This window comes from Anaerobium acetethylicum (genome assembly GCF_900096945.1).
Lineage (GTDB): Bacteria > Bacillota > Clostridia > Lachnospirales > Lachnospiraceae > Anaerobium > Anaerobium acetethylicum.
The window spans coordinates 59,637-81,521 of sequence record NZ_FMKA01000014.1 but is presented as its reverse complement, the minus strand read 5'-3'; the positions used below and the strand labels follow the sequence as shown (position 1 = coordinate 81,521).

The following is a 21,885-nucleotide window of genomic DNA, read 5'->3' as shown; positions in this document are numbered from 1 at the left end:
TATTACACCTCCTATTAAACTCTTCTACGTTTTGGTGGACGGCATCCATTATGTGGAACTGGAGTTACGTCTTTGATACTAGTTACTTCAAGACCGCATGCCTGAAGCGCACGGATTGCTGCTTCTCTTCCAGATCCTGGACCCTTAACCATAACTTCTACAGTTTTAAGACCGTGTACTAAAGCTGCCTTAGTAGCAGTTTCTGCTGCCATCTGAGCTGCATAAGGAGTAGATTTCCTTGAACCTCTAAATCCAAGACCACCAGCACTTGCCCATGATAAAGCATTTCCTTCAGCATCAGTTAATGTAACTATAGTATTGTTAAATGATGACTGGATATGTGCCTGTCCGCGTTCAACGTTTTTCTTAACACGCTTTTTTGTCACTTTTTTGGTAACTTTTTTAGCCATTTTTTAAACTAACCTCCCTTATGGGTTAACGTGCAATTGAATGACGTTCTTTTCCCATTCAATTGTCATGAATTATTTCTTTTTATTTGCAACAGTTCTCTTTGGTCCTTTTCTTGTTCTTGCGTTAGTCTTAGTTTTCTGACCACGAACAGGAAGACCTTTTCTATGACGGATTCCTCTGTAACATCCGATTTCCTGTAATCTCTTGATATTAAGAGCGATTTCTCTTCTTAAATCACCTTCAACCATCTGACTTGCGTCAATTACATCACGAATTCTGCCTACTTCTTCATCTGTTAAATCTCTGACACGAGTATCAGGACTTACATTAGCTTCAGCAAGGATACGATTTGAACTTACTCTACCTATTCCATAGATATAAGTTAATCCGATTTCTACACGTTTTTCTCTTGGTAAATCTACACCAGCGATACGAGCCATGTGAGCATTACACCTCCATTAATAAAATCGTAAGGTAACAAACATACGTAGCCCGCCAACCATTATCGACGTCTGAAATGTGTACGTAAGCCATTCCTTGTTATCATTCTGTTTCATTTCAATTTGTATATCATATCAGCATTGAACAACTTATCCTAGTGGTTCATACTGCAGCCGCACTACATAAATAGTTCGGAGCTCTTGGCTCCTGCAGATCGTGCAGACATTCAGAATATCAGCACTGTTTTAAAACAGTCAGGTCTTTTTATTAGCCCTGTCTCTGTTTGTGTTTAGGATTTTCGCAGATTACTCTTACGCTTCCTTTTCTTTTAATAATTTTGCATTTTTCGCAAATAGGTTTAACTGATGATCTAACCTTCACAGTAAAATCCTCCTTTCCTATGTATGCCCATCTTCCCGGGCATCAAGGTGTACCCGAAGGGTGTTTCGTAAAAAGTTCGCTTCATATTATACCATCCAACGTAATAATTATCAAGTATAATTTGTACTCAATCTACATCCTGATTATCTGGTAAACAAGGGCATATTGTCCTTATTTATCTCTCCAGATAATTCTGCCTTTTGACAAATCATAAGGAGAAAGTTCAATTGTAACTTTATCTCCCGGCAGGATTCTGATGAAATTCATTCTCAGCTTGCCGCTGATATGAGCAAGTACCTTATGACCGTTTTCCAATTCTACCTGAAACATCGCATTAGGGAGTTTTTCAATAACCGTTCCTTCAACTTCTATAACATCCGCTTTTGACATTTGCTGACCTCCTAACCATTTTTCTTCGCTGAATAGAGTTTAATAATTCTCTTAATATCTTCATTTTCAATCTTCTTGCCACTGCTGATCTTATCAGCTATTATGCTGCTGATTTCACAAACCGGCTGGATATGTTTTTTCTTCTTTTTCTTTGGCCTGTCCAATGTGCGGATCCTGCCGTCCGATAAGAATACATATTCGCCTTCTTCTTTCACAACTACATATAAGTGGTTTAAATCGTGGCCGGCTTTTGATATGGCTAACATTCCAACTTCATATCTGTTCATTCGATCACCTCTGTACAACCTGGCATTTCCAGACGTCCTTCCTCTTACAAAGTCAGTATTTCCGGCTCTCCCGTTGTAATCAATACAGTATTTTCATAATGAGCGGATAAAGAACCGTCACCTGTAACAACAGTCCAATCGTCATCCAGCCATTCAACATCATAACATCCTGCATTAATCATTGGTTCGATTGCAAGTGTCATTCCTGCCTGAAGTTTTAAGCCTCTACGTTTCTGCTTGAAATTTGGTATCTGTGGTGATTCATGCAAATCCGATCCGATGCCATGTCCTACCAAGTCTCTGACTACGCCATAGCCGAAGCTTTCAGCATATTCGCCAATTGCCGCCGAAATATCAAATAAATGATTTCCTTCTTTAGCAAACTTGATTCCTTCGAAAAAACTCTGTTTTGTTACTTCAATCAACTTTTCTGCTTCTTTCGTTATTTCTCCGACTCCGTATGTCCTTGCAGCATCTGAATGGTAGCCTTTGTAGATTACTCCGGCATCCAGGCTGACTAAATCGCCTTCCTGAATTATCCTGTCTTTTCTTGGTATGCCATGTACAACCTCGTCATTAAGAGAAACGCATATTGAAGCCGGGAAACCATTATAATTCAAAAACGATGGTATGCATCCATAGCTTCTGATGATTTCCTCTCCGATCCTATCAACCTCAAAGGTCGACATTCCCGGTTTTATTGCCTTTTCCAAGTCTTTAAGAGTGATCGACAGTATCCTGCCTGCTTCCCTCATAAGTTCAATTTCCCTTGGAGATTTTATTGTTACAGCCATAATTACGCCTCTAAAACTTTCACAATGGCACCGAATACTTCTTCCATATCCTTTGTGCCATCAACTTCTTCCAGCACGCCCTGTTTTGTATAATAATCAATAAGCGGCTGTGTCTGTTCATGATAAACGTCCAGACGTTTTTTAACTGTTTCAGGCTTGTCGTCTTCCCTTAAAATAAGTTCAGCTCCGCATCTGTCACAGATTCCCTCGACTTTTGTCGGGATATGCACCAAATGGTATGTTGCTCCACATGCTACACAGGCACGGCGTCCTGACATTCTGTTTATGATGTTTTCATCAGGAACTTCTACATTGATTGCAAAATCAATTTTTCCTCCGATAGCAGCAAGCGCTTTATCTAAAGCGGCTGCCTGAGGAATCGTTCTTGGGAAACCATCAAGCACATAGCCATTTGCACAGTCTTCCTGTTTTACACGATCTACTACAAGATCCACTACGAGCTCATCTGGAACAAGCAGTCCCTGATCCATAAAGGTCTTTGCTTTGTTTCCAAGCTCAGTACCATTCTTTATGTTAGCTCTGAAAATATCTCCTGTAGAAATATGCGGAACCTGCCATTTGTCAGCAATTTTTTTAGCCTGTGTACCTTTTCCTGCACCAGGTGCTCCTAGCATAACAATTTTCACGGTGTTTCCTCCATTCATTTATAAACACTTCTGTTACTCAAGTACTATAAAATGTCTGACCTGCAAATATACCGGGATTACCATTCTATTTTGCAGAGATTATCCTAAAATCGGAACGTATGGGCATACGCTCCGAGTTCTGATAATACTTATTGTCAAAATTTAGTCGTTTAAGAATCCTTTATAGTAACGAACAAGCATCTGTGATTCGATCTGTTTCATTGTTTCAAGAATAACACCTACTATGATGATAAGTGATGTTCCGCCAAATGAAACGCTTGCGTTGAATACTCCCGAAAAGAAAATCGGAACAACTGCTACTATAATAAGCCCTGACGCACCAATGAAAATAATGTAATTTAATATCCTGGTCAAGTAATCTGTGGTTGGCTTTCCTGGACGGATACCCGGGATGAAACCTCCCTGCTTTTTCATATTATTTGCAACTTCGATTGGATTAAAAGTAATCGAAGTATAGAAGTATGCAAAGAACACTACTAAAACGATATATACTAAAAGACCTATCGAATAAACAGGTTCACTGAAATCGCACCAGTTTGATGAATTGAGTCCTTTTAAAACATGTCCCCAGAATCCGCCGATGTCATTCTTTCCGATGATTGACATAATCACGGTTGGGAACTGCAGAAGGGATGAAGCAAAGATAATCGGGATAACGCCTGCTGTATTAACCTTGAGAGGAATATGTGTTGACTGACCGCCAACCATTTTTCTTCCCTGGATCTTTTTCGCATACTGTACCGGGATTTTTCTCTGTCCTCCCTGTAATACCACAACAAAGGCAACTGTAACTACAACAACCGCAACTATGATGAGTCCAGCAAGAGCTGCGATTCCTGGGTTTTTGCCTTTCATGAACTGGTCGTAAAGTGAAGTGAAATCACTTGGAACACGTGAAATGATATTGATCATCAAGATGATTGAAATACCGTTCCCAACGCCTTTTTCCGTGATTCTTTCACCCATCCACATCAGGAATGTGGTACCAGCCATTAATGCTGCAACAACTGTTAAAACATTAATGAAGTTGTATTCTTCCAGAAGTCCCTGGCGTCCGAAACCTACTGCCATGGCAATACCTTCGATCAGACCAAGTCCTACTGTTACATAACGGGTAATTTCCGCAATTTTCTTTCTACCATCTTCCCCATCTTTCTGCATCTCTTCCAGCTTCGGAATAGCGATTGTCAGAAGCTGCATAATGATTGAGGATGTGATGTAAGGCGTGATATTCAATGCAAATATTGACATTGACAAGAATGATCCGCCTGTAACTGCATCAAAAAAATTGAATGCGTCACCGGTTTGACTAGCAAACCAGTTCGCAAAATAAGCTCTGTCTACTCCAGGAACAGGCAACTGTGCACCTATTCTAACGACTACTAACATAAAAAATGTATAAAGGATTTTAGTTCTAATATCTTTTATTTTTAATGCGTTGCGGAGTGTTTTCAGCATTAAATCACCTCAGCTTTTCCACCAAGCGCTTCGATTTTTTCAACCGCACTTGCACTGAATGCATTAGCCTGTACAGTGATTTTCTTAGTGAACTCTCCATTGCCAAGGATTTTAACGCCGTCTTTCGGGTTTTTAACGATGCCGTATTCCATAAGTGTTTCGATTGAAACAACTGAATCGTTTTCGAATCCTTCAAGAGCACTTAAATTGATACCAATGATCTCTTTAGTGTTTCTGTTAGTGAAACCTCTTTTAGGAATTCTTCTGTATAACGGCATCTGGCCGCCTTCAAATCCTGGTCTGGTACCGCCTGAACGAGCCTTCTGGCCTTTATGTCCTTTACCAGCAGTTTTTCCGTTTCCTGAACCGTGTCCACGTCCTCTTCTGAAATTATCGCTCTGTCTTGAGCCTTCAGCAGGCTGTAAATTAGATAAATTCATCCTGACACCTCCTTATCTCTTATACTATTATATTTCTTCTACTTTTACTAAATGTCTTACTCTCTGAATCATACCCCTGATTGCTGCGTTATCCGGCATTTCAACTGTCTTGTTGACTTTTCTAAGCCCTAAAGCTTCAACAGTTTTACGATTTTTAGGAACAGCTCCAATTGTAGATTTCACTAAAGTAATCTTTAATTTATCTGCCATTTTTTATTTCCCTCCTAATTATGCTAAAATCTCTTCAACAGATTTACCGCGGAGTTTAGCTACTTCTTCTGGAGTCTTTAAATTATTCAAGCCTTCAATTGTAGCAAGTACTACGTTTTGTTTGTTATTAGATCCTAAAGATTTTGTACGGATATTCTTGATTCCTGCAAGTTCAAGAACTGAACGAGCTGGGCCTCCAGCGATAACACCAGTACCTTCAGGTGCTCTTTTAAGTAATACGGAAGCACTTCCGAATTTACCAATCAAATCATGTGATATGCTAGCATTATCATCTAATGTTACAGAAATAAGTTTTTTTGTAGCATCTTCTTTTCCTTTACGAATAGCTTCAGGAATTTCAGTTGCTTTACCTAAACCTGCACCAACATGTCCGTTTCCGTCACCAACCACTACTAAAGCTGTGAATCTGAAGTTACGTCCACCTTTAACAACCTTAGTTACACGTTTGATTGATACTACTTTTTCATTAAGTTCTAATTGACTAGCATCAACGATTGTTCGTTTCATGTGTTCTCCTCCTTGTTTAGAATTCCAGACCAGCTTCACGTGCTGCGTCTGCTACTGCCTTGACTTTTCCCTGGTATATGAAGCCACCTCTATCAAAGACAACAGTCGTAATACCTTTTTCTAATGCTTTCTTTGCTATAACAGTACCTAAGTATGCTGCTGCATCAACGTTATTAGTCTTTTCAATTTCTGCTTTAACTTCTTTCTGAAGAGTTGAAGCTGAAACCAAAGTATTTCCAACTGTATCGTCAATAATTTGAGCATACATATGATTATTACTTCTAAACACAGCTAAACGTGGCCTCTGAGCTGTACCACTGAAACGATTACGTAATTTTCTATGTTTATTTACACGAACTTTAGTTCTTGATTTTTTACTAACCATCTTAGTCACTCCTTTAATTATTTCTTACCAGTCTTACCAACTTTACGTCTAATAACTTCATCAGCATATTTAATACCTTTTCCTTTGTAAGGTTCCGGTCTTCTCTTATCTCTGATTTCAGCTGCGTACTGGCCAACTTTTTCTTTATCGATACCTTTAATAGTTATTTTGTTCTGTCCTTCTAAAACGGATTCCAATCCTTCTGGATCTTCCATTTCAACCGGATGTGAGTATCCGAGTGAAAGAACTAATTTGTTTCCCTGTTTTGCTGCCTTGTAACCAACACCGTTAACTTCAAGGACTTTTGTATATCCTTCAGTTACACCAGTAACCATGTTTGAAACGAGGGTTCTGGTTAAACCATGTAATGACTTCATTTTCTTTAAGTCGTTTGGTCTGCTAACTGTGATTTCTGCTCCTTCGAGCTTGATTTCCATTTCAACTGGTAATTCTCTTACGAGAGTTCCCTTAGGACCTGTTACAGTCACTTTGTTGTTTGCTGCAATTTCAACAGTTACTCCTGCTGGTACAGCGATTGGCATTCTTCCTATACGTGACATGCCGTTACCTCCTTAAATTCTCGGAAAGGGACCTGTGCCCTCTCTGTTTTCAGTAGTATATTTTAAATTACCAGACAAATGCTAAAACTTCTCCACCTACGTTGAGGTTTCTAGCCTGTTTGTCAGTGACAACACCATTGTTTGTCGAAATGATAGCAATTCCGAGTCCACCAAGTACTTTTGGAAGTTCTTCTCTGTTTGCATAAACACGAAGACCTGGTTTTGAAATTCTCTTAAGACCTGAAATGATTTTTTCGTTTTTATCTTTACCGTATTTTAATGTGATTTTGATTGCTTTGAAATTTCCATCATCTACGATATCATATTTTTTAATGTAACCTTCTTCTAAAAGAATGTTAGCGATAGCTATTTTCATTTTAGATGCAGGTATATTTACTGTATCATGTTTAGCAGTGTTTGCATTACGGATTCTTGTAAGCATATCTGCGATTGGATCGCTCATTGTCATTTAAGTTGCCTCCTTCCTAACTCTCTAATTACCAGCTTGCTTTTCTAACGCCTGGAATTTGTCCTTTGTATGCTAATTCACGGAAGCAGATTCTGCAAATTCCGTATTTTCTTAAGTATGCATGTGGACGACCACAGATTCTACAACGGCTGTATTCTCTGGTAGAGAATTTCTGAGTACGTTGCTGTTTTACTTTCATAGACGTTTTAGCCATGAAAATTACCTCCTATCTATTTAGTAAATGGCATATTGAATAATGTCAATAATTCACGAGCTTCTTCGTCTGTTTTAGCGGTAGTAACAAAAATAATGTCCATACCTCTAACCTTATCAACCTTATCGTACTCGATTTCAGGGAAAATTAATTGTTCTTTGATACCAAGGGCATAGTTGCCTCTGCCATCAAATGCATTAGGATTAACACCTCTAAAGTCACGTACACGTGGTAAAGCCAGGTTAATAAGACGATCTGCGAATTCATACATTCTTTCGCCTCTTAATGTCACTTTACATCCGATAGGCATACCCTGTCTGATTTTGAAGTTAGCTACTGAATTTTTAGCTTTTGTAGTAACAACTTTCTGTCCAGCGATAATTTCAAGATCTTTAACAGCTGCGTCCAATAATTTTGCATTATCTTTAGCTTCGCCGACGCCCATATTGATAACGATCTTTTCAATTTTAGGCACTTCCATAACATTTTTATATCCAAATTTTTTGATCATAGCTTCTACGATCTCATTTTTGTAAGTTTCTTTAAGTCTGCTCAACTTTCAGGACCTCCTCTCTAAATTAATCGATTACTTCACCTGTTGATTTTGCAACACGTACTTTTTTATCGTTTTTCATTGTATAGCCGATTCTTGTTGCTTTGCCGTTATGAACATACATAACGTTAGAAACATCAATCGGACTTTCCTGGTGGATGATTCCGCCATTCTGGTTAGCTGCGCTTGGTTTAGCATGTTTTGTCATCATGTTAACGCCTTCAACTAATACAGTATTGTTTTTCATATTGATGTTGATAATCTTGCCTGTTTTATCTTTATCTTTACCAGCGATTACTTTAACTGTATCGCCTTTTTTGATTTTCATTACTGACACTATGGACACCTCCTTATAATACTTCTGGAGCTAATGAAACAATCTTCATAAATTGTTTTTCTCTCAGCTCTCGAGCTACTGGTCCAAAAATACGAGTTCCTTTTGGATTCTTGTCGTCTTTAATGATGACAGCAGCATTTTCATCGAACCTAATATAAGAACCGTCTTTACGACGAGCGCCTTTTACAGTACGTACAACTACAGCTTTTACTACGTCACCCTTTTTAACAACACCACCTGGTGTTGCATCTTTAACTGAAGCAACGATAATATCACCGATATTAGCATATCTTCTAGTAGATCCACCTAATACCCTGATGCAAAGAAGTTCTTTTGCACCGGTATTGTCAGCAACTCTAAGTCTAGTTTCCTGTTGTATCATGCCAATATACCTCCTTTAAAATATAGTTCATCAAGCCACCTTACTGGCAGCATTTTCATATCTCTGAATAAATCCAGGCGCAATGCCTGTATCACGAAGTTATTATTTAGCTCTGTTAACGATTTCAACAAGTCTCCATCTTTTATCCTTAGATAAAGGTCTTGTTTCCATAACTTTAACAGTATCGCCAATATTGCATTCGTTCTTTTCATCATGTGCTTTCAATTTGTAAGTTCTCTTTATGATTTTGTTGTATAAAGGATGCTTTACGTGATCTTCGATAGCTACAACGATAGTTTTTTCCATTTTATTGCTTACAACTTTGCCTGTACGAGTTTTTCTCAGGTTTCTTTCCACAACAATTCCTCCTTCCTATAGGATTATTCAGCAGCCTTTGCCTGTTCAGTAATGATTGTCTGAATTCTGGCAATGTTTTTTCTAACATCTTTGATTCTGCTTGTATTATCTAACTGATTTGTTGCGTTCTGGAATCTTAAATTAAAAAGTTCCTTTTTAGCAGCTACTAATTCTTCATTCAATTCTGCAGCTGATTTTGTTTTTAAATCTTCTACAAATTTATTAATTTTCACTGTTATCACCGCCTTCTAAGTCTGCGCGAGAAACTACTTTACATTTACATGGTAACTTGTGCACTGCAAGGCGAAGCGCTTCTCTTGCGATTTCTTCAGGTACTCCTGCGATTTCGAACATAACGCGTCCTGGCTTAACAACTGCTACCCAGTATTCTAATGAGCCCTTACCGGAACCCATTCGTGTTTCAGCTGGTTTTGTAGTTACTGGTTTATCAGGGAATATTTTAATCCAAACTTTACCACCACGTTTGATGTAACGAGTCATGGCGATACGGGCTGCTTCGATCTGGTTAGATCTGATCCAGCACGGTTCCATTGCTACGATACCATATTCACCGTTTGAAATCGTGTTTCCTCTGGTAGCTTTACCAGCCATGGAACCACGGAACTGTTTACGTCTTTTAACTCTTTTTGGCATTAACATTATTCTTCGCTCCCTTCCTTAGCTGCCTTCGTAGGAAGAACTTCTCCTTTGTAAATCCAGGTTTTAACGCCTAATTTACCATAAGTAGTATCTGCTTCTGCGAAACCATAATCAATATCTGCTCTAAGTGTCTGCAGAGGAATAGTTCCTTCGCTGTAGAACTCTGTACGTGCCATATCAGCTCCGCCAAGACGTCCTGATACAGCAGTTTTGATACCTAATGCTCCTGTTTTCATTGTTCTTGCCATTGTAGATTTCATAGCTCTTCTGAAAGAGATACGGTTTTCTAACTGGAGAGCAATGCTTTCAGCAACTAACTGAGCATCTTTATCCGGTCTTTTAACTTCTTTGATATCCACTACTAATTTCTTAGTTGTAATTTTCTGAACTTCAGCTTTTAATTTTTCAATTTCCGCTCCGCCCTTACCGATTACTACGCCAGGTTTAGCTGTGTGGATGATTACTTTTACTCTGTCAGATGCTCTTTCGATATCGATCTTCGAAACACCTGCGCTATATAATTTCTTTTTAACGTATGTTCTGATGTTGTAGTCTTCAACTAAGAAGTCTGCAAAATCAGCTTCAGCATACCATTTTGAATCCCAGTCTTTGATAACGCCGACTCTTAAGCCATGAGGATTAACTTTCTGTCCCATTTTTGCCCTCCTTATCTTTCATTAAGCACGACAGTGATGTGGCTCATTCTCTTTTCGATCCTGTAAGCTCTACCCTGTGCTCTAGGTCTGATTCTCTTCATTGTAGGTCCTTTATCCGCGAAACACTCTTCAATGAAAAGGTTGTCAACATTCATTCCGTTATTGTTTTCAGCATTTGCGATTGCTGATTTTAATAATTTCTCTATTAAACTAGAAGCATATCTTGGATTGTAAGCTAAAATACCAAGCGCACTTTTAACGTCTTTGCCTCTAATGGCATCTAAAACGAAACATGCTTTCTGTACCGAAACTCTTGCATAAGATAACTTTGCTGATGGTCTGGTATCTGCGTTAGCATTTCTTTCTCTTTTTATTTGGGATCTATGTCCTTTTGCCATGGATGAAACCTCCTTTCAAATTACATTTATTAACGAACTCTTGATTTCTTTTCGTCTTTTCCATGTCCTCTATAAGTTCTTGTTGCAACAAACTCTCCGAGCTTGTGTCCAACCATATCTTCTGTAACGTATACAGGTACATGTCTTCTACCGTCATGAACTGCTATTGTATGTCCAACCATCTGTGGGAATATTGTCGAACGGCGTGACCAAGTTTTAATTACCTGGTGCTGTCCTGCTTCGTTCATAGCATCTACTTTTTTAAGTAAGTGCGCATCTGCAAATGGTCCTTTTTTAAGTGAGCGAGCCATAGGTTCTAACCTCCTTATAAACTGATTGATGTATGTAAATATTGTCTTAAAGTCGAAACTTACTTGATTGCTCTTCCGTCTCTTCTTCTTACTATCATCTTGTTTGATTTCTTGTTCTTCTTTCTTGTCTTTAAGCCAAGAGCTGGTTTACCCCAAGGTGTACAAGGGCCTGGACGACCAATTCCTGTCTTACCTTCACCACCACCGTGTGGATGGTCATTAGGATTCATTACAGAACCACGAACTGTAGGTCTGATACCCATGTTACGTTTACGTCCTGCTTTACCAATATTGATCAGGCTATGGTCACCATTTCCAACAACACCGATTGATGCTCTGCAAATGATTGGAACCATTCTCATTTCTCCTGATGGAAGTCTGAGTGTTGCAAATTTACCTTCTTTAGCCATTAACTGAGCACTGTTACCAGCTGAACGAACTAACTGTCCGCCTTTTCCTGGGTAAAGTTCAATGTTATGGATCTGAGTACCTACTGGAATAGCTGAAAGTGGAAGGCAGTTACCAACTTTGATTTCTGCTGTTTCACCATTCATAACTGTCATTCCGTCAGTAAGTCCCTGTGGTGCAAGGATATAAGCCTTTTCACCATCTGCATAGCAGATAAGAGCGATGTTAGCTGTTCTGTTCGGATCGTATTCAACACCGATTACAGTTGCTGCTATTCCGTCTTTTCTTCTCTTAAAGTCGATAATTCTATATTTTCTTCTTGATCCGCCACCGCGGTGTCTTACAGTGATTTTACCTTGATTATTACGGCCAGCATTTTTGCTTAAAGAAACAACTAATGATTTCTCTGGTGAATCTTTAGTGATTTCAGCGAAATCAGAACTGGTCATATGTCTTCTGGAAGGTGTATATGGGTTAAACGTTTTAATTCCCATTTTTTTCACTCCTTTCATGTTATCTACAACGCATCCTAGCGTTTATACTTTTTTATCGTTACAAGTTTTGCAGCGAACCGTTCAGCCCGCTATTCATTCATGGATATCTACGAGGCTGCAGATTTAAATCTTACAGACCTTCAAAAATTTCGATATCAGCACTTGCTTCAGTTAACTGAACAATTGCTTTTTTTGTTTTAGAAGTTCTACCAACAGTATTGCCTCTTCTACGTTTTTTACCATCCAAGTTCATGGTGTTAACGCTTTTTACTTTCGTTCCTGCAAACATTTTTTCTACAGCTTCTTTGATCTGAGTCTTGTTCGCTTCTGTATGAACTAAGAAAGTATATTTCTTTTCGCCCATTGCGTTCATGCTCTTTTCAGTTACAACTGGTTTGAGGATTACATCATAATACTGAATATTTGCCATTACGCGTACACCTCCTCGATAGTAGCAACAGCAGCTTTTGTTACGATTACTGTGTTGTATTTTAAGATATCATATACATTGATTGTATTTGTTAAAGCCGTCTGAACAGCTGGAATGTTTTTCGCAGACATAACTACGTTCTTGTCATTTTCGTTTAATACAACAAGCGCTTTAGATACTTTGAGGTTATCTAACATAGCCTGGAATTTTTTAGTTTTGATTTCGTCAAATTTGATTTCATCAACAACGATAAATTTGTTTTCAGCCACTTTTGCAGTTAATACTGATTTAAGAGCGAGTCTTCTTTCTTTCTTATTAAGTTTGAAAGAGTAATCTCTTGGTGTTGGAGCAAATACAACTCCACCGCCTGTCCACTGTGGTGATCTTGTTGAACCCTGTCTAGCGTGACCGGTTCCTTTCTGTTTCCAAGGTTTCCTTCCGCCGCCACGAACTTCCGCACGTGTCTTAGCTTTCTGAGTTCCCTGACGTTTATTTGCAAGCTGGCTTACAACTGCCATGTGTACTAAATGATCGTTAACTTCAACGCCAAATACTGCATCGCTAAGTTCTAATGTTCCAACTTCTTTACCTTCAATATTGTAAACAGATACGTTTGCCATCTGTGTGTTCCTCCTTTCCTATAAAAGCTTAGTTAGCCTTTACTGTTTCTTTAATTGTTACTAAAGATTTTTTAGGTCCTGGTACAGCACCTTTTACTAACAATAAATTGTTTTCAACGTCAACTCTGACGATTTCAAGGTTCTGAACAGTGATCTTTTTCGCACCCATATGTCCTGGCATTTTTTTGCCTTTGAATACTTTACCTGGGCTTGTAGCTGCACCATTTGAACCAGCATGACGATGGAACTTAGAACCATGAGCCATAGGTCCTCTGGACTGGCCATGTCTCTTAATAGCGCCCTGGAAACCTTTACCTTTTGCAATAGCAGTAACATCAATCTTGTCACCTTCTGCGAAGATGTCAGCCTTGATTTCATCTGCTACAGAATATTCTGAAGCATTCTCAAATCTGAACTCTCTGATAAATCTCTTGCTGGAAACTCCAGCTTTTTCGAAGTGTCCTTTTTCTGCTTTGTTAACACCATGTCTGTTTCTGATTTCTTTTGTTCCGTTCTTGTCAACGTTAACAATTTTCTCTTTTTTGTCAACAAAACCAACCTGAACTGCACTGTATCCGTCGTTTTCTTCTGTTTTAACCTGTGTGATCACACATGGTCCAGCCTGTAATACAGTTACCGGAGTTAATACTCCATCTTCGTTGAAGATCTGAGTCATTCCGACTTTGGTAGCTAAAATTGCTTTCTTCATTTTTAAACCTCCTGTTTAATCTACAGCGGATTACGCATTCAGCGCAATCATCCTAGTTATTAGGATTCTGTTCTTTTTTCTTTTTTCTTACTTAGTTTTCATTTTGATATCAACATATACACCAGCTGGCATTTCTAATCTTGATAATGCATCTACTGTTTTCTGTGTAGGTGTAAGGATATCGATAAGTCTTTTGTGTGTTCTCTGTTCGAACTGTTCTCTTGAATCTTTGTATTTGTGAACCGCTCTAAGAATTGTGATGATTTCCTTCTTAGTAGGTAACGGCACTGGTCCACTCACCTGTGATCCTGTTTTCTTAACAGTTTCGATAATCTTTTTAGCTGACTGATCGATCAGCTGATGATCATAAGCCTTCAATGTGATTCTCATTACTTGACTTGCCATAAAAAAAGTCGCCTCCTTTTCGCACTTAATTGCAGTACGACAAGCGGTGACTGTACACTCTCCCGTGTGTATCATATGATACAGACACGTTGTTTCTACCCAGAGGTAGACCATTCAATTTGTACAGTGACTTGTCGCCAGTTTCATAACTTGACCTTCGCTCCACGGAACACCTGCATTACTGCAGCAACCTCACGCTTCTACGCTATCAATGTCACAACATAAGTCATTATACATGATTCACTTTGATTTTACAAGCACTTTATTATTTTTTTTACTTTTCATTTTGCACAATCTTATCTGTCATTTTTTTGATAAAACCGACATTTTCACTTACGCTCCATTCTTTATGCTTAGTACAAAAATACTGCAACCATTTTGTTACTTTCTAATATGAATGCATCCAGGCTTTTGGGGCCAACTATTGTGCTTGACGTCAAACTGACGGCTAGGTATAATATGTTACGAGCAGATAACTGTTCAGGACATAGTCCGGAATATCTGCACGAGCAGGAAACCGTTAAACAGAAACCATGCCGCATCATAAGGCAGCATAGGAATTTGACTCATTAGAAAATACTGGAATACATTGCATATGTACGATTATCATATCGAAAATGCACACAGAAAGGTGATTATTATATGTGGATAGCAGATGGCTGGAAAGACTATGAAGTTATAGACTGTTCCAATGGCGAAAAATTAGAACGCTGGGGTGACTATATCCTGGTAAGACCCGACCCTCAGGTAATCTGGGATACCCCAAAACATCACAAGGGATGGAAAAAAATGAACGGACATTACCACCGCAGCAGCCAGGGCGGAGGCGAATGGGAATTTTTCGATCTTCCAAAACAGTGGACAATCAATTACAGAACGCTGACCTTTAACCTCAAGCCATTCAGCTTCAAGCATACAGGTTTGTTTCCGGAGCAGGCAGCAAACTGGGACTGGTTTTCAGACAAAATCAGACGCGCTGGCAGACCGGTAAAAGTACTGAATCTTTTTGCCTATACAGGCGGTGCCACTTTAGCAGCCGCAGCAGCCGGCGCTTCCGTAACCCATGTGGATGCTTCAAAAGGAATGGTGACCTGGGCAAAGGAAAATGCAAAATCTTCAAACCTCGAAGATGCTCCTATCAGATGGATTGTTGACGACTGCGTCAAATTCGTAGAACGGGAAATCAGAAGAGGAAACCAGTATGATGCAATCATTATGGACCCCCCTTCATATGGAAGAGGCCCAAAAGGAGAAATCTGGAAAATAGAAGAATCCATACACCCATTCATCAAACTCTGTGCGCAGCTTCTTACCGACAAGCCTTTATTCTTCCTTGTCAATTCCTATACAACCGGGCTTGCACCAGCAGTGCTCAGCTACATGCTGGCAACAGAGCTCAGGGAATTTGATGGAACCGTTCATTCGGAAGAGCTTGGCCTCCCTGTTTCAAGCAACGGACTCGTGCTTCCATGCGGCGCTTCCGGAAGATGGGAAAGCAGATAGCAAATTGCAGAAATAGTTTATTATATAGAAGAATCCCGTTTTTATGACGGGATTCTTTTTTATTCAACAAGATGGACTTTTTACAAAAACCAAGTATCATCACCACTTCAATTCCCACGTCTTCACTTCTGAAGACGAGGGCGCTTTGCAGTGCGGAGGGCTGATAGACGCCAGTCAGCCAAACACCATAAACGCGACTGCACCTCCTGTCGAGAGAATTTTTTATCCAGAAAAAATTCGCAGGCTCTCCTCTAAACAAAAAAATACCCACGACCGAAGTCGTGGGTAAAAATATCTTAAAATTATTCGATAACAGTTGCTACTCTTCCTGATCCAACTGTACGTCCACCTTCACGGATTGCAAAGCTTAAGCCCTGTTCCATAGCGATTGGATGGATAAGTTCGATAGTCATTTCGATGTTATCTCCAGGCATGCACATTTCTACGCCTTCTGGTAAGTTACAAACGCCAGTTACGTCAGTTGTTCTGAAGTAGAACTGTGGTCTGTAGTTGTTGAAGAATGGAGTATGACGTCCACCTTCATCTTTAGTTAATACGTAAACCTGAGCTGTAAATTTCTTGTGGCATTTGATTGAGTTTGGTTTACAAAGAACCTGTCCTCTTTCGATTTCTGTTCTCTGAACACCACGAAGAAGTGCGCCGATGTTGTCACCAGCCTGAGCTTCGTCAAGAAGTTTTCTGAACATTTCGATACCAGTTACAACTACTTTACGGCTTTCTTCTTTGATACCAACGATTTCAACTTCTTCTGCTACATGAAGAACACCACGTTCTACTCTACCAGTTGCTACAGTACCACGACCAGTGATTGAGAAAACATCTTCGATTGGCATAAGGAATGGCTGATCAGTTGCACGAACTGGATCTGGAACCCATTCATCTACTGCTGCCATAAGTTCAAGGATCTTATCTCCCCATTCGCTTGATGGATCTTCAAGAGCTTTAAGAGCTGATCCACGAACAACTGGAGTATCATCACCTGGGAATTCATATTCGTCTAATAATTCTCTGATTTCCATTTCAACTAATTCAAGAAGTTCTTCATCATCAACCATATCACATTTGTTCATGAATACAACGATGTAAGGAACGCCTACCTGACGTGAAAGAAGGATATGTTCTTTAGTCTGAGCCATAACACCATCTGTAGCAGCAACAACAAGGATAGCACCATCCATCTGTGCAGCACCAGTGATCATGTTCTTAACGTAATCGGCATGACCTGGGCAATCTACGTGAGCGTAGTGTCTGTTTGCAGTTTCATACTCAACGTGAGAAGTAGAGATTGTGATACCTCTTTCTCTTTCTTCTGGAGCTTTATCGATCTTATCGAAAGCAACAGCTTCGCCAGTACCTAATCTTTCATGAAGTGTCTTTGTGATAGCTGCTGTTAAAGTAGTCTTACCATGATCTACGTGACCGATAGTACCGATATTACAATGTGTTTTGTTTCTTTCAAATTTAGCTTTAGCCATTTTTTACGTCCTCCTCTTATTAATATGAAGCCCTTTGGGCTCTATAATTTATTATATTGTCTTTACACTAGGCTATCTCTGATTATATTTCAAATCAGAGATATTTTCAAGCCTAATTTTTTATTTTGCTTTTGCTGAAAGTACTTTTTCCTGAACTGACTTCGGAACTGGATCGTAATTATTGAAGAACATTGAATAATTACCACGTCCCTGCGTTCTTGAACGGAGATCTGTTGAATACCCGAACATTTCAGAAAGCGGAACAAACGCTTTAATCATCTTGCCGCCACCGATGTCTTCCATACCTTCGATACGTCCACGACGTGAATTGATATCACCAATAACATCGCCCATGTAATCTTCAGGAGTTGTAACTTCGACTTTCATAATCGGTTCAAGCAATACAGCTCCGGCTTTGTGCATAGCATCTTTAAATGCTAATGAACCGGCAATCTTGAATGCCATTTCATTTGAATCGACTTCATGGTAAGAACCGTCATATACAGTCGCTTTGATACCAAGAACAGGGAAACCGCCAAGGATACCAGCTTTTGAAGCTTCTTCAATACCTTGTCCGATTGCCGGGATGTATTCTTTAGGAATCGCACCACCAACAACTGTTGAAACAAATTCGAATATCTTGTCTGCATTTGCATCCATTGGTTCAAATTTAACTTTACAGTGACCGTACTGTCCACGTCCACCTGACTGTTTTGCATATTTGCTGTCAACATCAACTGCTTTTGTGAATGTTTCTTTGTAAGCAACCTGTGGCGCACCAACGTTTGCTTCAACTTTGAATTCACGAAGAAGTCTGTCAACGATAATTTCAAGATGAAGTTCACCCATACCTGAAATGATGGTCTGTCCAGTTTCCTGATCTGTGTGAGCTCTGAATGTAGGATCTTCTTCAGCAAGTTTCGCTAAAGCTTCACCCATCTTGCCCTGACTTGCTTTAGTCTTAGGCTCGATAGCTACGTCGATAACTGGTTCTGGGAATTCCATTGATTCAAGGATAACCGGGAATTTTTCATCACAGATCGTATCACCAGTAGTAGTTGTTTTAAAACCAACTGCCGCTGCGATATCACCTGAATAAACTTTATCTAATTCTTCTCTTTTGTTCGCATGCATCTGAAGGATACGGCCAACACGTTCTTTTTTGCCTTTGGTAGCATTCAGTACATAAGAACCTGAGTTCAATGTACCTGAGTAAACTCTGAAGAATGCAAGCTTACCAACAAACGGGTCAGTCATGATCTTGAATGCTAATGCTGAGAATGGTTCTTCATCTGATGAATGTCTTACAACTGCATTTCCTTCGTCATCAACGCCGTCGATAGCCGGGATGTCTGTAGGAGCTGGCATAAATTCAAGTACAGCATCAAGAAGCTTCTGAACACCTTTATTTCTGTAAGCTGTTCCACAGCACACAGGAATAATTGTACAGGTACAAGTAGCTTTTCTTAAAGCAGCCTTTAATTCTTCATTTGAAGGTTCTTCACCTTCAAGATACATCATCATTAAATCATCATCAGTTTCACTGATTTTTTCTACAAGGTTCAGTCTGTATTCTTCCGCTTCATCCTTCATATCTTCAGGAATTGGCACGATACTGATATCTTCGCCTTTTTCATCATTGTAGATGTAAGCCTGCATTTCAAAGAGATCGATGATTCCTTTGAATTCATCTTCTTTACCGATTGGCAACTGAAGAGGAACTGCATTTTTTCCTAATCTTGTTTTGATCATATCTACAGCATTGTAGAAATCTGCACCAAGGATATCCATCTTGTTGATGAATGCCATACGAGGTACGTTATATTTATCAGCCTGTCGCCATACATTTTCTGACTGAGGTTCAACGCCACCTTTAGCACAGAATACACCTACTGCGCCGTCAAGTACACGTAATGAACGTTCAACTTCAACTGTAAAATCAACGTGTCCTGGAGTATCAATGATGTTGATACGGTGTTCTTCAGCACCAGGAGCTTTTTTAGCTTCCTTCTGAAGAGTCCAGTGACATGTTGTAGCGGCTGAAGTAATTGTGATTCCTCTTTCCTGTTCCTGTTCCATCCAGTCCATGGTAGCAGTACCTTCATGAGTATCACCTATCTTGTAGTTAACACCGGTATAGAATAAGATACGCTCTGTAAGAGTAGTCTTACCTGCATCTATATGAGCCATGATACCGATATTTCTGGTTCTCTCTAACGGATATTGTCTTCCAGCCAAGGTTTTTCCTCCTTACTTCTTTAAGAAGCTTTCTGCATTTTATCACACGGCCGCGGGCCGTTCTGTTTTCTGTCATAAATTAACGTCATCAAGCAGCAGATTCCAAAACCGGAACCGGCTGCCTTTGACGCATTTCTATATACAGATGCCGCACAAGGCAGCATCCAGCATTCAGAAAATTTAGAATCTGTAGTGAGCAAATGCTTTGTTTGCTTCTGCCATTTTGTGCATATCTTCTTTTTTCTTAACTGCAGCGCCTGCACTGTTTGCTGCATCAAGGATTTCGTTAGCCAATCTTTCTTCCATTGTTTTTTCTCCTCTTTTACGAGAATACAATGTAAGCCAACGAAGTGCTAACGCCTGTCTTCTTTCAGGTCTTACTTCGATTGGTACCTGGTATGTTGCTCCACCGATACGTTTAGCCTTTACTTCAAGTACAGGCATAATGTTGTTCATAGCTGTTTCGAATACTTCGAGAGCTGGTTTTTCGGTTTTAGCTGCAACCCTGTCAAATGCTCCGTATACGATTTTCTGAGCTACGCCTTTTTTACCATCTAACATGATATTATTTACAAGCTTCGTAACTACTTTGTTGTTGTATAACGGATCTGCTAATACGTCTCTTTTTTGAGTATGTCCTTTACGTGGCACGGTACTTCCCTCCTTAATAATTCTTCCTCACGGCATATTCTACACCGGGGGTTTTCTTAAATCTTCGGTACTCACATCTGCCTATGTGTTCGCGCACGGTATTCTTTATATATTAAACCTGCAACCTACAGGGGCAATATTTCTAAATTCCGGCACTTATAGTTCTGTGATACTTATTATTTCTTAGCGTCTTTTGGTCTCTTAGCACCGTATTTAGAACGTGCCTGTCTTCTCTTAGCAACACCTGCTGTATCAAGTGTTCCTCTGACGATATGGTATCTTGTACCTGGTAAATCCTTTACCCTGCCACCTCTGATAAGAACAACACTATGTTCCTGAAGGTTATGTCCTTCACCTGGGATGTAGCTTGTAACTTCAATACCGTTTGAAAGACGAACTCTGGCGATCTTTCTAAGAGCTGAGTTAGGTTTTTTAGGAGTAGCTGTTTTAACTGCTGTACAAACTCCTCTTTTCTGTGGTGCGGATACGTTTGTTGATTTCTTTCTTAAAGAATTGTATCCCTTCTGAAGAGCTGGTGCAGTAGACTTCTTTTCAGCTGTCTGTCTTCCTTTTCTTACTAACTGGTTAAATGTTGGCATTCTTTTCACCTCCTGCAAAAATTGTCTGTGGTTGCTGTTTATTCAATTCAACCTGAATAGAGCATATGCAGTCTGCCGCCGAACTATTTCTAACTCTTGAGCAGTTTCATACACACTAAAGTATTATAGCTATTTAAAATCAGGATGTCAAGTTATTTTATTACAACTATTCGTCTGCTTTTTCAAATTCTACAGTCGCCTTATTCCCGCTGCCCTCTATACGCAGATGTGCGCGAATCCAGTCCCCTGCTTCATTATAGGCCCTGTAGTCCATATCATCCAGGCTGCTGGTCTTATCCTTATCAACAGAAAATCCAGCCGCCTCCAGCGCTTCCAGATACGCTTCGAAATCCGCTTTTTCAACACGCTCCAGATATACGGTGATATAACGGTCATTGTCATTTGTTATATCCGTAATCCTGCCCGCCAGTTCAGGTGCACCGCCCATCAGCTCAGCTGGCCACGGCGCCGCATCCTTCGTGTCATCTACAACTTCTTCAGTCTCAATCGCACCATAGCTTATGGTTCCCCCACCGTTTTCCGTATAGTAGGCGAATGTCACACTGCCGTCGACTTTGGTTCCGCTGAATATGACACTGTCCTCGCCCGCCATTTCCATGCCGTTTCCAAACCCAAGGTCTTTCAGCTGCTGGATATATTCAGCGGCAGTTTTCTCTGACATTTCAGAAAATGTGACAACGCACTGCCCGGAGCTTTCATCCTTTATTATTGCCGTCACCCTGACATCAGGCTTAGGCAGGTCTCCCATGGATTCTTCCGGCCATTCCACACCTTTCCCGAAATCAACATCGACATCCTCTCCATTTTCTCCGTCATCAGTCTCTTTCGCGTCTTCCTCTTCTGCCCCCGTGCTTTCTTCCGTCTCTTTGTCATCAGTTGTTTCCGCATCCTTGTCACCGTTTCCGCCGCATGATACAAGCACGAAAACCATACACACTGTGATTACCAGGCTCAGCATTTTTCTTATCTTTTTCATGACAATACCTCCCGTCTTAATCCATGCATTCCGCATGAACAGCTG

General features: G+C 39.9%; 35 protein-coding genes. 1 reads left to right on the top strand and 34 read right to left on the bottom strand.

The window, feature by feature from the left end:
• Positions 1 to 14: 14 nt before the first annotated feature.
• The 29 genes from rpsK to rpsJ form a co-directional block, all read right to left on the bottom strand.
• Complete coding sequence (rpsK, locus tag BJR36_RS11720) at positions 15 to 410, bottom strand: 30S ribosomal protein S11 (RefSeq protein ID WP_091234466.1); 396 nt, start codon at positions 408 to 410, stop codon at positions 15 to 17.
• Positions 411 to 482: 72 nt separating this feature from the next.
• Positions 483 to 851 (bottom strand): 30S ribosomal protein S13, encoded by a 369-nt coding sequence (gene rpsM, locus BJR36_RS11715; RefSeq protein WP_091234464.1) that lies wholly within the window; start codon positions 849 to 851, stop codon positions 483 to 485.
• A 268-nt stretch (positions 852 to 1,119) separates the two neighbouring features.
• Complete coding sequence (rpmJ, locus tag BJR36_RS11710) at positions 1,120 to 1,233, bottom strand: 50S ribosomal protein L36 (protein ID WP_073105013.1); 114 nt, start codon at positions 1,231 to 1,233, stop codon at positions 1,120 to 1,122.
• A 171-nt stretch (positions 1,234 to 1,404) separates the two neighbouring features.
• Positions 1,405 to 1,623 carry a translation initiation factor IF-1 gene (infA, locus tag BJR36_RS11705; protein ID WP_091234462.1) on the bottom strand — a complete coding sequence of 73 codons (219 nt, stop codon included), beginning with the start codon at positions 1,621 to 1,623 and terminating at the stop codon, positions 1,405 to 1,407.
• A gap of 11 nt (positions 1,624 to 1,634) precedes the next feature.
• A complete protein-coding gene (locus BJR36_RS11700) occupies positions 1,635 to 1,910 on the bottom strand; it encodes a KOW domain-containing RNA-binding protein (protein ID WP_091234459.1) in 276 nt (91 codons plus the stop codon).
• 44 nt (positions 1,911 to 1,954) lie between these two features.
• Positions 1,955 to 2,704 (bottom strand): type I methionyl aminopeptidase, encoded by a 750-nt coding sequence (gene map, locus BJR36_RS11695; RefSeq protein WP_091234456.1) that lies wholly within the window; start codon positions 2,702 to 2,704, stop codon positions 1,955 to 1,957.
• A gap of 2 nt (positions 2,705 to 2,706) precedes the next feature.
• Positions 2,707 to 3,351 (bottom strand): adenylate kinase, encoded by a 645-nt coding sequence (locus BJR36_RS11690; protein ID WP_091234538.1) that lies wholly within the window; start codon positions 3,349 to 3,351, stop codon positions 2,707 to 2,709.
• Positions 3,352 to 3,513: 162 nt separating this feature from the next.
• The gene (gene secY, locus BJR36_RS11685; RefSeq protein WP_091234453.1) at positions 3,514 to 4,830 is read right to left on the bottom strand and encodes a preprotein translocase subunit SecY; all 1,317 of its coding nucleotides are present in this window, start codon (positions 4,828 to 4,830) and stop codon (positions 3,514 to 3,516) included.
• Entirely contained in the window at positions 4,830 to 5,270 is a 441-nt protein-coding gene (rplO, locus tag BJR36_RS11680; protein WP_091234450.1) for a 50S ribosomal protein L15, read from the bottom strand. The genes secY and rplO overlap by 1 nt, the downstream gene beginning before the upstream one ends.
• Before the next feature lie 27 nt (positions 5,271 to 5,297).
• Positions 5,298 to 5,480: a 50S ribosomal protein L30 gene (rpmD, locus tag BJR36_RS11675; RefSeq protein ID WP_091234447.1), complete on the bottom strand. Its 183-nt coding sequence runs from the start codon at positions 5,478 to 5,480 to the stop codon at positions 5,298 to 5,300.
• 18 nt (positions 5,481 to 5,498) lie between these two features.
• On the bottom strand, positions 5,499 to 6,008 hold the full coding sequence (rpsE, locus tag BJR36_RS11670) for a 30S ribosomal protein S5 (RefSeq protein ID WP_091234444.1): 510 nt from the start codon (positions 6,006 to 6,008) through the stop codon (positions 5,499 to 5,501).
• A 16-nt stretch (positions 6,009 to 6,024) separates the two neighbouring features.
• Positions 6,025 to 6,393 carry a 50S ribosomal protein L18 gene (gene rplR, locus BJR36_RS11665; RefSeq protein WP_091234441.1) on the bottom strand — a complete coding sequence of 123 codons (369 nt, stop codon included), beginning with the start codon at positions 6,391 to 6,393 and terminating at the stop codon, positions 6,025 to 6,027.
• 17 nt (positions 6,394 to 6,410) lie between these two features.
• On the bottom strand, positions 6,411 to 6,953 hold the full coding sequence (rplF, locus tag BJR36_RS11660; protein WP_091234438.1) for a 50S ribosomal protein L6: 543 nt from the start codon (positions 6,951 to 6,953) through the stop codon (positions 6,411 to 6,413).
• A 67-nt stretch (positions 6,954 to 7,020) separates the two neighbouring features.
• Positions 7,021 to 7,422 carry a 30S ribosomal protein S8 gene (gene rpsH / locus BJR36_RS11655; RefSeq protein ID WP_091234435.1) on the bottom strand — a complete coding sequence of 134 codons (402 nt, stop codon included), beginning with the start codon at positions 7,420 to 7,422 and terminating at the stop codon, positions 7,021 to 7,023.
• A 28-nt stretch (positions 7,423 to 7,450) separates the two neighbouring features.
• On the bottom strand, positions 7,451 to 7,636 hold the full coding sequence (locus BJR36_RS11650; protein ID WP_091234432.1) for a type Z 30S ribosomal protein S14: 186 nt from the start codon (positions 7,634 to 7,636) through the stop codon (positions 7,451 to 7,453).
• Positions 7,637 to 7,652: 16 nt separating this feature from the next.
• Positions 7,653 to 8,192 (bottom strand): 50S ribosomal protein L5, encoded by a 540-nt coding sequence (gene rplE, locus BJR36_RS11645; protein WP_091234429.1) that lies wholly within the window; start codon positions 8,190 to 8,192, stop codon positions 7,653 to 7,655.
• A gap of 22 nt (positions 8,193 to 8,214) precedes the next feature.
• Positions 8,215 to 8,526, bottom strand: a complete 312-nt coding sequence (gene rplX, locus BJR36_RS11640; protein WP_242875540.1) for a 50S ribosomal protein L24 — start codon at positions 8,524 to 8,526, stop codon at positions 8,215 to 8,217.
• A 13-nt stretch (positions 8,527 to 8,539) separates the two neighbouring features.
• Entirely contained in the window at positions 8,540 to 8,908 is a 369-nt protein-coding gene (gene rplN / locus BJR36_RS11635) for a 50S ribosomal protein L14 (protein ID WP_091234426.1), read from the bottom strand.
• A gap of 102 nt (positions 8,909 to 9,010) precedes the next feature.
• Complete coding sequence (gene rpsQ, locus BJR36_RS11630) at positions 9,011 to 9,265, bottom strand: 30S ribosomal protein S17 (RefSeq protein WP_091234422.1); 255 nt, start codon at positions 9,263 to 9,265, stop codon at positions 9,011 to 9,013.
• A gap of 23 nt (positions 9,266 to 9,288) precedes the next feature.
• A complete protein-coding gene (rpmC, locus tag BJR36_RS11625; protein ID WP_091234419.1) occupies positions 9,289 to 9,498 on the bottom strand; it encodes a 50S ribosomal protein L29 in 210 nt (69 codons plus the stop codon).
• Positions 9,488 to 9,925, bottom strand: coding sequence for a 50S ribosomal protein L16 (rplP, locus tag BJR36_RS11620; RefSeq protein ID WP_091234415.1), 438 nt, complete (start codon positions 9,923 to 9,925; stop codon positions 9,488 to 9,490). The genes rpmC and rplP overlap by 11 nt, the downstream gene beginning before the upstream one ends.
• Entirely contained in the window at positions 9,925 to 10,581 is a 657-nt protein-coding gene (rpsC, locus tag BJR36_RS11615; protein WP_091234412.1) for a 30S ribosomal protein S3, read from the bottom strand. The genes rplP and rpsC overlap by 1 nt, the downstream gene beginning before the upstream one ends.
• An 11-nt stretch (positions 10,582 to 10,592) precedes the next feature.
• Positions 10,593 to 10,979, bottom strand: coding sequence for a 50S ribosomal protein L22 (gene rplV / locus BJR36_RS11610; RefSeq protein WP_091234408.1), 387 nt, complete (start codon positions 10,977 to 10,979; stop codon positions 10,593 to 10,595).
• Positions 10,980 to 11,008: 29 nt separating this feature from the next.
• Positions 11,009 to 11,290 (bottom strand): 30S ribosomal protein S19, encoded by a 282-nt coding sequence (rpsS, locus tag BJR36_RS11605; protein ID WP_091234405.1) that lies wholly within the window; start codon positions 11,288 to 11,290, stop codon positions 11,009 to 11,011.
• A 59-nt stretch (positions 11,291 to 11,349) separates the two neighbouring features.
• Entirely contained in the window at positions 11,350 to 12,192 is an 843-nt protein-coding gene (gene rplB / locus BJR36_RS11600) for a 50S ribosomal protein L2 (RefSeq protein WP_091234401.1), read from the bottom strand.
• Between the two features lie 130 nt (positions 12,193 to 12,322).
• Complete coding sequence (gene rplW / locus BJR36_RS11595) at positions 12,323 to 12,622, bottom strand: 50S ribosomal protein L23 (protein WP_091234398.1); 300 nt, start codon at positions 12,620 to 12,622, stop codon at positions 12,323 to 12,325.
• Entirely contained in the window at positions 12,622 to 13,242 is a 621-nt protein-coding gene (gene rplD / locus BJR36_RS11590) for a 50S ribosomal protein L4 (protein ID WP_091234395.1), read from the bottom strand. The genes rplW and rplD overlap by 1 nt, the downstream gene beginning before the upstream one ends.
• Positions 13,243 to 13,270: 28 nt before the next feature.
• Entirely contained in the window at positions 13,271 to 13,951 is a 681-nt protein-coding gene (rplC, locus tag BJR36_RS11585; protein WP_091234392.1) for a 50S ribosomal protein L3, read from the bottom strand.
• An 87-nt stretch (positions 13,952 to 14,038) separates the two neighbouring features.
• Positions 14,039 to 14,356, bottom strand: coding sequence for a 30S ribosomal protein S10 (gene rpsJ / locus BJR36_RS11580; RefSeq protein ID WP_091234390.1), 318 nt, complete (start codon positions 14,354 to 14,356; stop codon positions 14,039 to 14,041).
• 642 nt (positions 14,357 to 14,998) lie between these two features.
• On the opposite strand from rpsJ, the gene BJR36_RS11575 reads away from it, so the two are divergent.
• A complete protein-coding gene (locus BJR36_RS11575) occupies positions 14,999 to 15,859 on the top strand; it encodes a class I SAM-dependent methyltransferase (RefSeq protein WP_091234387.1) in 861 nt (286 codons plus the stop codon).
• Positions 15,860 to 16,161: 302 nt separating this feature from the next.
• On the opposite strand, the gene tuf is transcribed toward BJR36_RS11575, so the two are convergent.
• The 5 genes from tuf to BJR36_RS11545 form a co-directional block, all read right to left on the bottom strand.
• A complete protein-coding gene (tuf, locus tag BJR36_RS11565; protein ID WP_091234382.1) occupies positions 16,162 to 17,355 on the bottom strand; it encodes an elongation factor Tu in 1,194 nt (397 codons plus the stop codon).
• Positions 17,356 to 17,475: 120 nt separating this feature from the next.
• Positions 17,476 to 19,593: an elongation factor G gene (gene fusA / locus BJR36_RS11560; RefSeq protein ID WP_091234379.1), complete on the bottom strand. Its 2,118-nt coding sequence runs from the start codon at positions 19,591 to 19,593 to the stop codon at positions 17,476 to 17,478.
• Positions 19,594 to 19,773: 180 nt separating this feature from the next.
• On the bottom strand, positions 19,774 to 20,244 hold the full coding sequence (gene rpsG, locus BJR36_RS11555) for a 30S ribosomal protein S7 (protein WP_207648858.1): 471 nt from the start codon (positions 20,242 to 20,244) through the stop codon (positions 19,774 to 19,776).
• 176 nt (positions 20,245 to 20,420) lie between these two features.
• Positions 20,421 to 20,843, bottom strand: coding sequence for a 30S ribosomal protein S12 (rpsL, locus tag BJR36_RS11550; protein ID WP_091234374.1), 423 nt, complete (start codon positions 20,841 to 20,843; stop codon positions 20,421 to 20,423).
• 166 nt (positions 20,844 to 21,009) lie between these two features.
• Positions 21,010 to 21,840, bottom strand: a complete 831-nt coding sequence (locus tag BJR36_RS11545; protein ID WP_139133548.1) for a DUF6591 domain-containing protein — start codon at positions 21,838 to 21,840, stop codon at positions 21,010 to 21,012.
• Between the last annotated feature and the right edge of the window lie 45 nt (positions 21,841 to 21,885).

What these genes read in the sequence shown, in the direction of transcription:
- rpsK (WP_091234466.1), bottom strand. Translation starts at nt 410, where the DNA reads ATGGCTAAAAAAGTTACCAAAAAAGTGACAAAAAAGCGTGTTAAGAAA.
- rpsM (WP_091234464.1), bottom strand. Translation starts at nt 851, where the DNA reads ATGGCTCGTATCGCTGGTGTAGATTTACCAAGAGAAAAACGTGTAGAA.
- infA (WP_091234462.1), bottom strand. Translation starts at nt 1,623, where the DNA reads ATGTCAAAAGCGGATGTTATAGAAGTTGAAGGAACGGTTATTGAAAAA.
- BJR36_RS11700 (WP_091234459.1), bottom strand. Translation starts at nt 1,910, where the DNA reads ATGAACAGATATGAAGTTGGAATGTTAGCCATATCAAAAGCCGGCCAC.
- map (WP_091234456.1), bottom strand. Translation starts at nt 2,704, where the DNA reads ATGGCTGTAACAATAAAATCTCCAAGGGAAATTGAACTTATGAGGGAA.
- secY (WP_091234453.1), bottom strand. Translation starts at nt 4,830, where the DNA reads ATGCTGAAAACACTCCGCAACGCATTAAAAATAAAAGATATTAGAACT.
- rplO (WP_091234450.1), bottom strand. Translation starts at nt 5,270, where the DNA reads ATGAATTTATCTAATTTACAGCCTGCTGAAGGCTCAAGACAGAGCGAT.
- rpmD (WP_091234447.1), bottom strand. Translation starts at nt 5,480, where the DNA reads ATGGCAGATAAATTAAAGATTACTTTAGTGAAATCTACAATTGGAGCT.
- rpsE (WP_091234444.1), bottom strand. Translation starts at nt 6,008, where the DNA reads ATGAAACGAACAATCGTTGATGCTAGTCAATTAGAACTTAATGAAAAA.
- rplR (WP_091234441.1), bottom strand. Translation starts at nt 6,393, where the DNA reads ATGGTTAGTAAAAAATCAAGAACTAAAGTTCGTGTAAATAAACATAGA.
- rplF (WP_091234438.1), bottom strand. Translation starts at nt 6,953, where the DNA reads ATGTCACGTATAGGAAGAATGCCAATCGCTGTACCAGCAGGAGTAACT.
- rpsH (WP_091234435.1), bottom strand. Translation starts at nt 7,422, where the DNA reads ATGACAATGAGCGATCCAATCGCAGATATGCTTACAAGAATCCGTAAT.
- BJR36_RS11650 (WP_091234432.1), bottom strand. Translation starts at nt 7,636, where the DNA reads ATGGCTAAAACGTCTATGAAAGTAAAACAGCAACGTACTCAGAAATTC.
- rplN (WP_091234426.1), bottom strand. Translation starts at nt 8,908, where the DNA reads ATGATACAACAGGAAACTAGACTTAGAGTTGCTGACAATACCGGTGCA.
- rplP (WP_091234415.1), bottom strand. Translation starts at nt 9,925, where the DNA reads ATGTTAATGCCAAAAAGAGTTAAAAGACGTAAACAGTTCCGTGGTTCC.
- rpsC (WP_091234412.1), bottom strand. Translation starts at nt 10,581, where the DNA reads ATGGGACAGAAAGTTAATCCTCATGGCTTAAGAGTCGGCGTTATCAAA.
- rplV (WP_091234408.1), bottom strand. Translation starts at nt 10,979, where the DNA reads ATGGCAAAAGGACATAGATCCCAAATAAAAAGAGAAAGAAATGCTAAC.
- rpsS (WP_091234405.1), bottom strand. Translation starts at nt 11,290, where the DNA reads ATGGCTCGCTCACTTAAAAAAGGACCATTTGCAGATGCGCACTTACTT.
- rplB (WP_091234401.1), bottom strand. Translation starts at nt 12,192, where the DNA reads ATGGGAATTAAAACGTTTAACCCATATACACCTTCCAGAAGACATATG.
- rplW (WP_091234398.1), bottom strand. Translation starts at nt 12,622, where the DNA reads ATGGCAAATATTCAGTATTATGATGTAATCCTCAAACCAGTTGTAACT.
- rplD (WP_091234395.1), bottom strand. Translation starts at nt 13,242, where the DNA reads ATGGCAAACGTATCTGTTTACAATATTGAAGGTAAAGAAGTTGGAACA.
- rplC (WP_091234392.1), bottom strand. Translation starts at nt 13,951, where the DNA reads ATGAAGAAAGCAATTTTAGCTACCAAAGTCGGAATGACTCAGATCTTC.
- rpsJ (WP_091234390.1), bottom strand. Translation starts at nt 14,356, where the DNA reads ATGGCAAGTCAAGTAATGAGAATCACATTGAAGGCTTATGATCATCAG.
- BJR36_RS11575 (WP_091234387.1), top strand. Translation starts at nt 14,999, where the DNA reads ATGTGGATAGCAGATGGCTGGAAAGACTATGAAGTTATAGACTGTTCC.
- tuf (WP_091234382.1), bottom strand. Translation starts at nt 17,355, where the DNA reads ATGGCTAAAGCTAAATTTGAAAGAAACAAAACACATTGTAATATCGGT.
- rpsL (WP_091234374.1), bottom strand. Translation starts at nt 20,843, where the DNA reads ATGCCAACATTTAACCAGTTAGTAAGAAAAGGAAGACAGACAGCTGAA.
- BJR36_RS11545 (WP_139133548.1), bottom strand. Translation starts at nt 21,840, where the DNA reads ATGAAAAAGATAAGAAAAATGCTGAGCCTGGTAATCACAGTGTGTATG.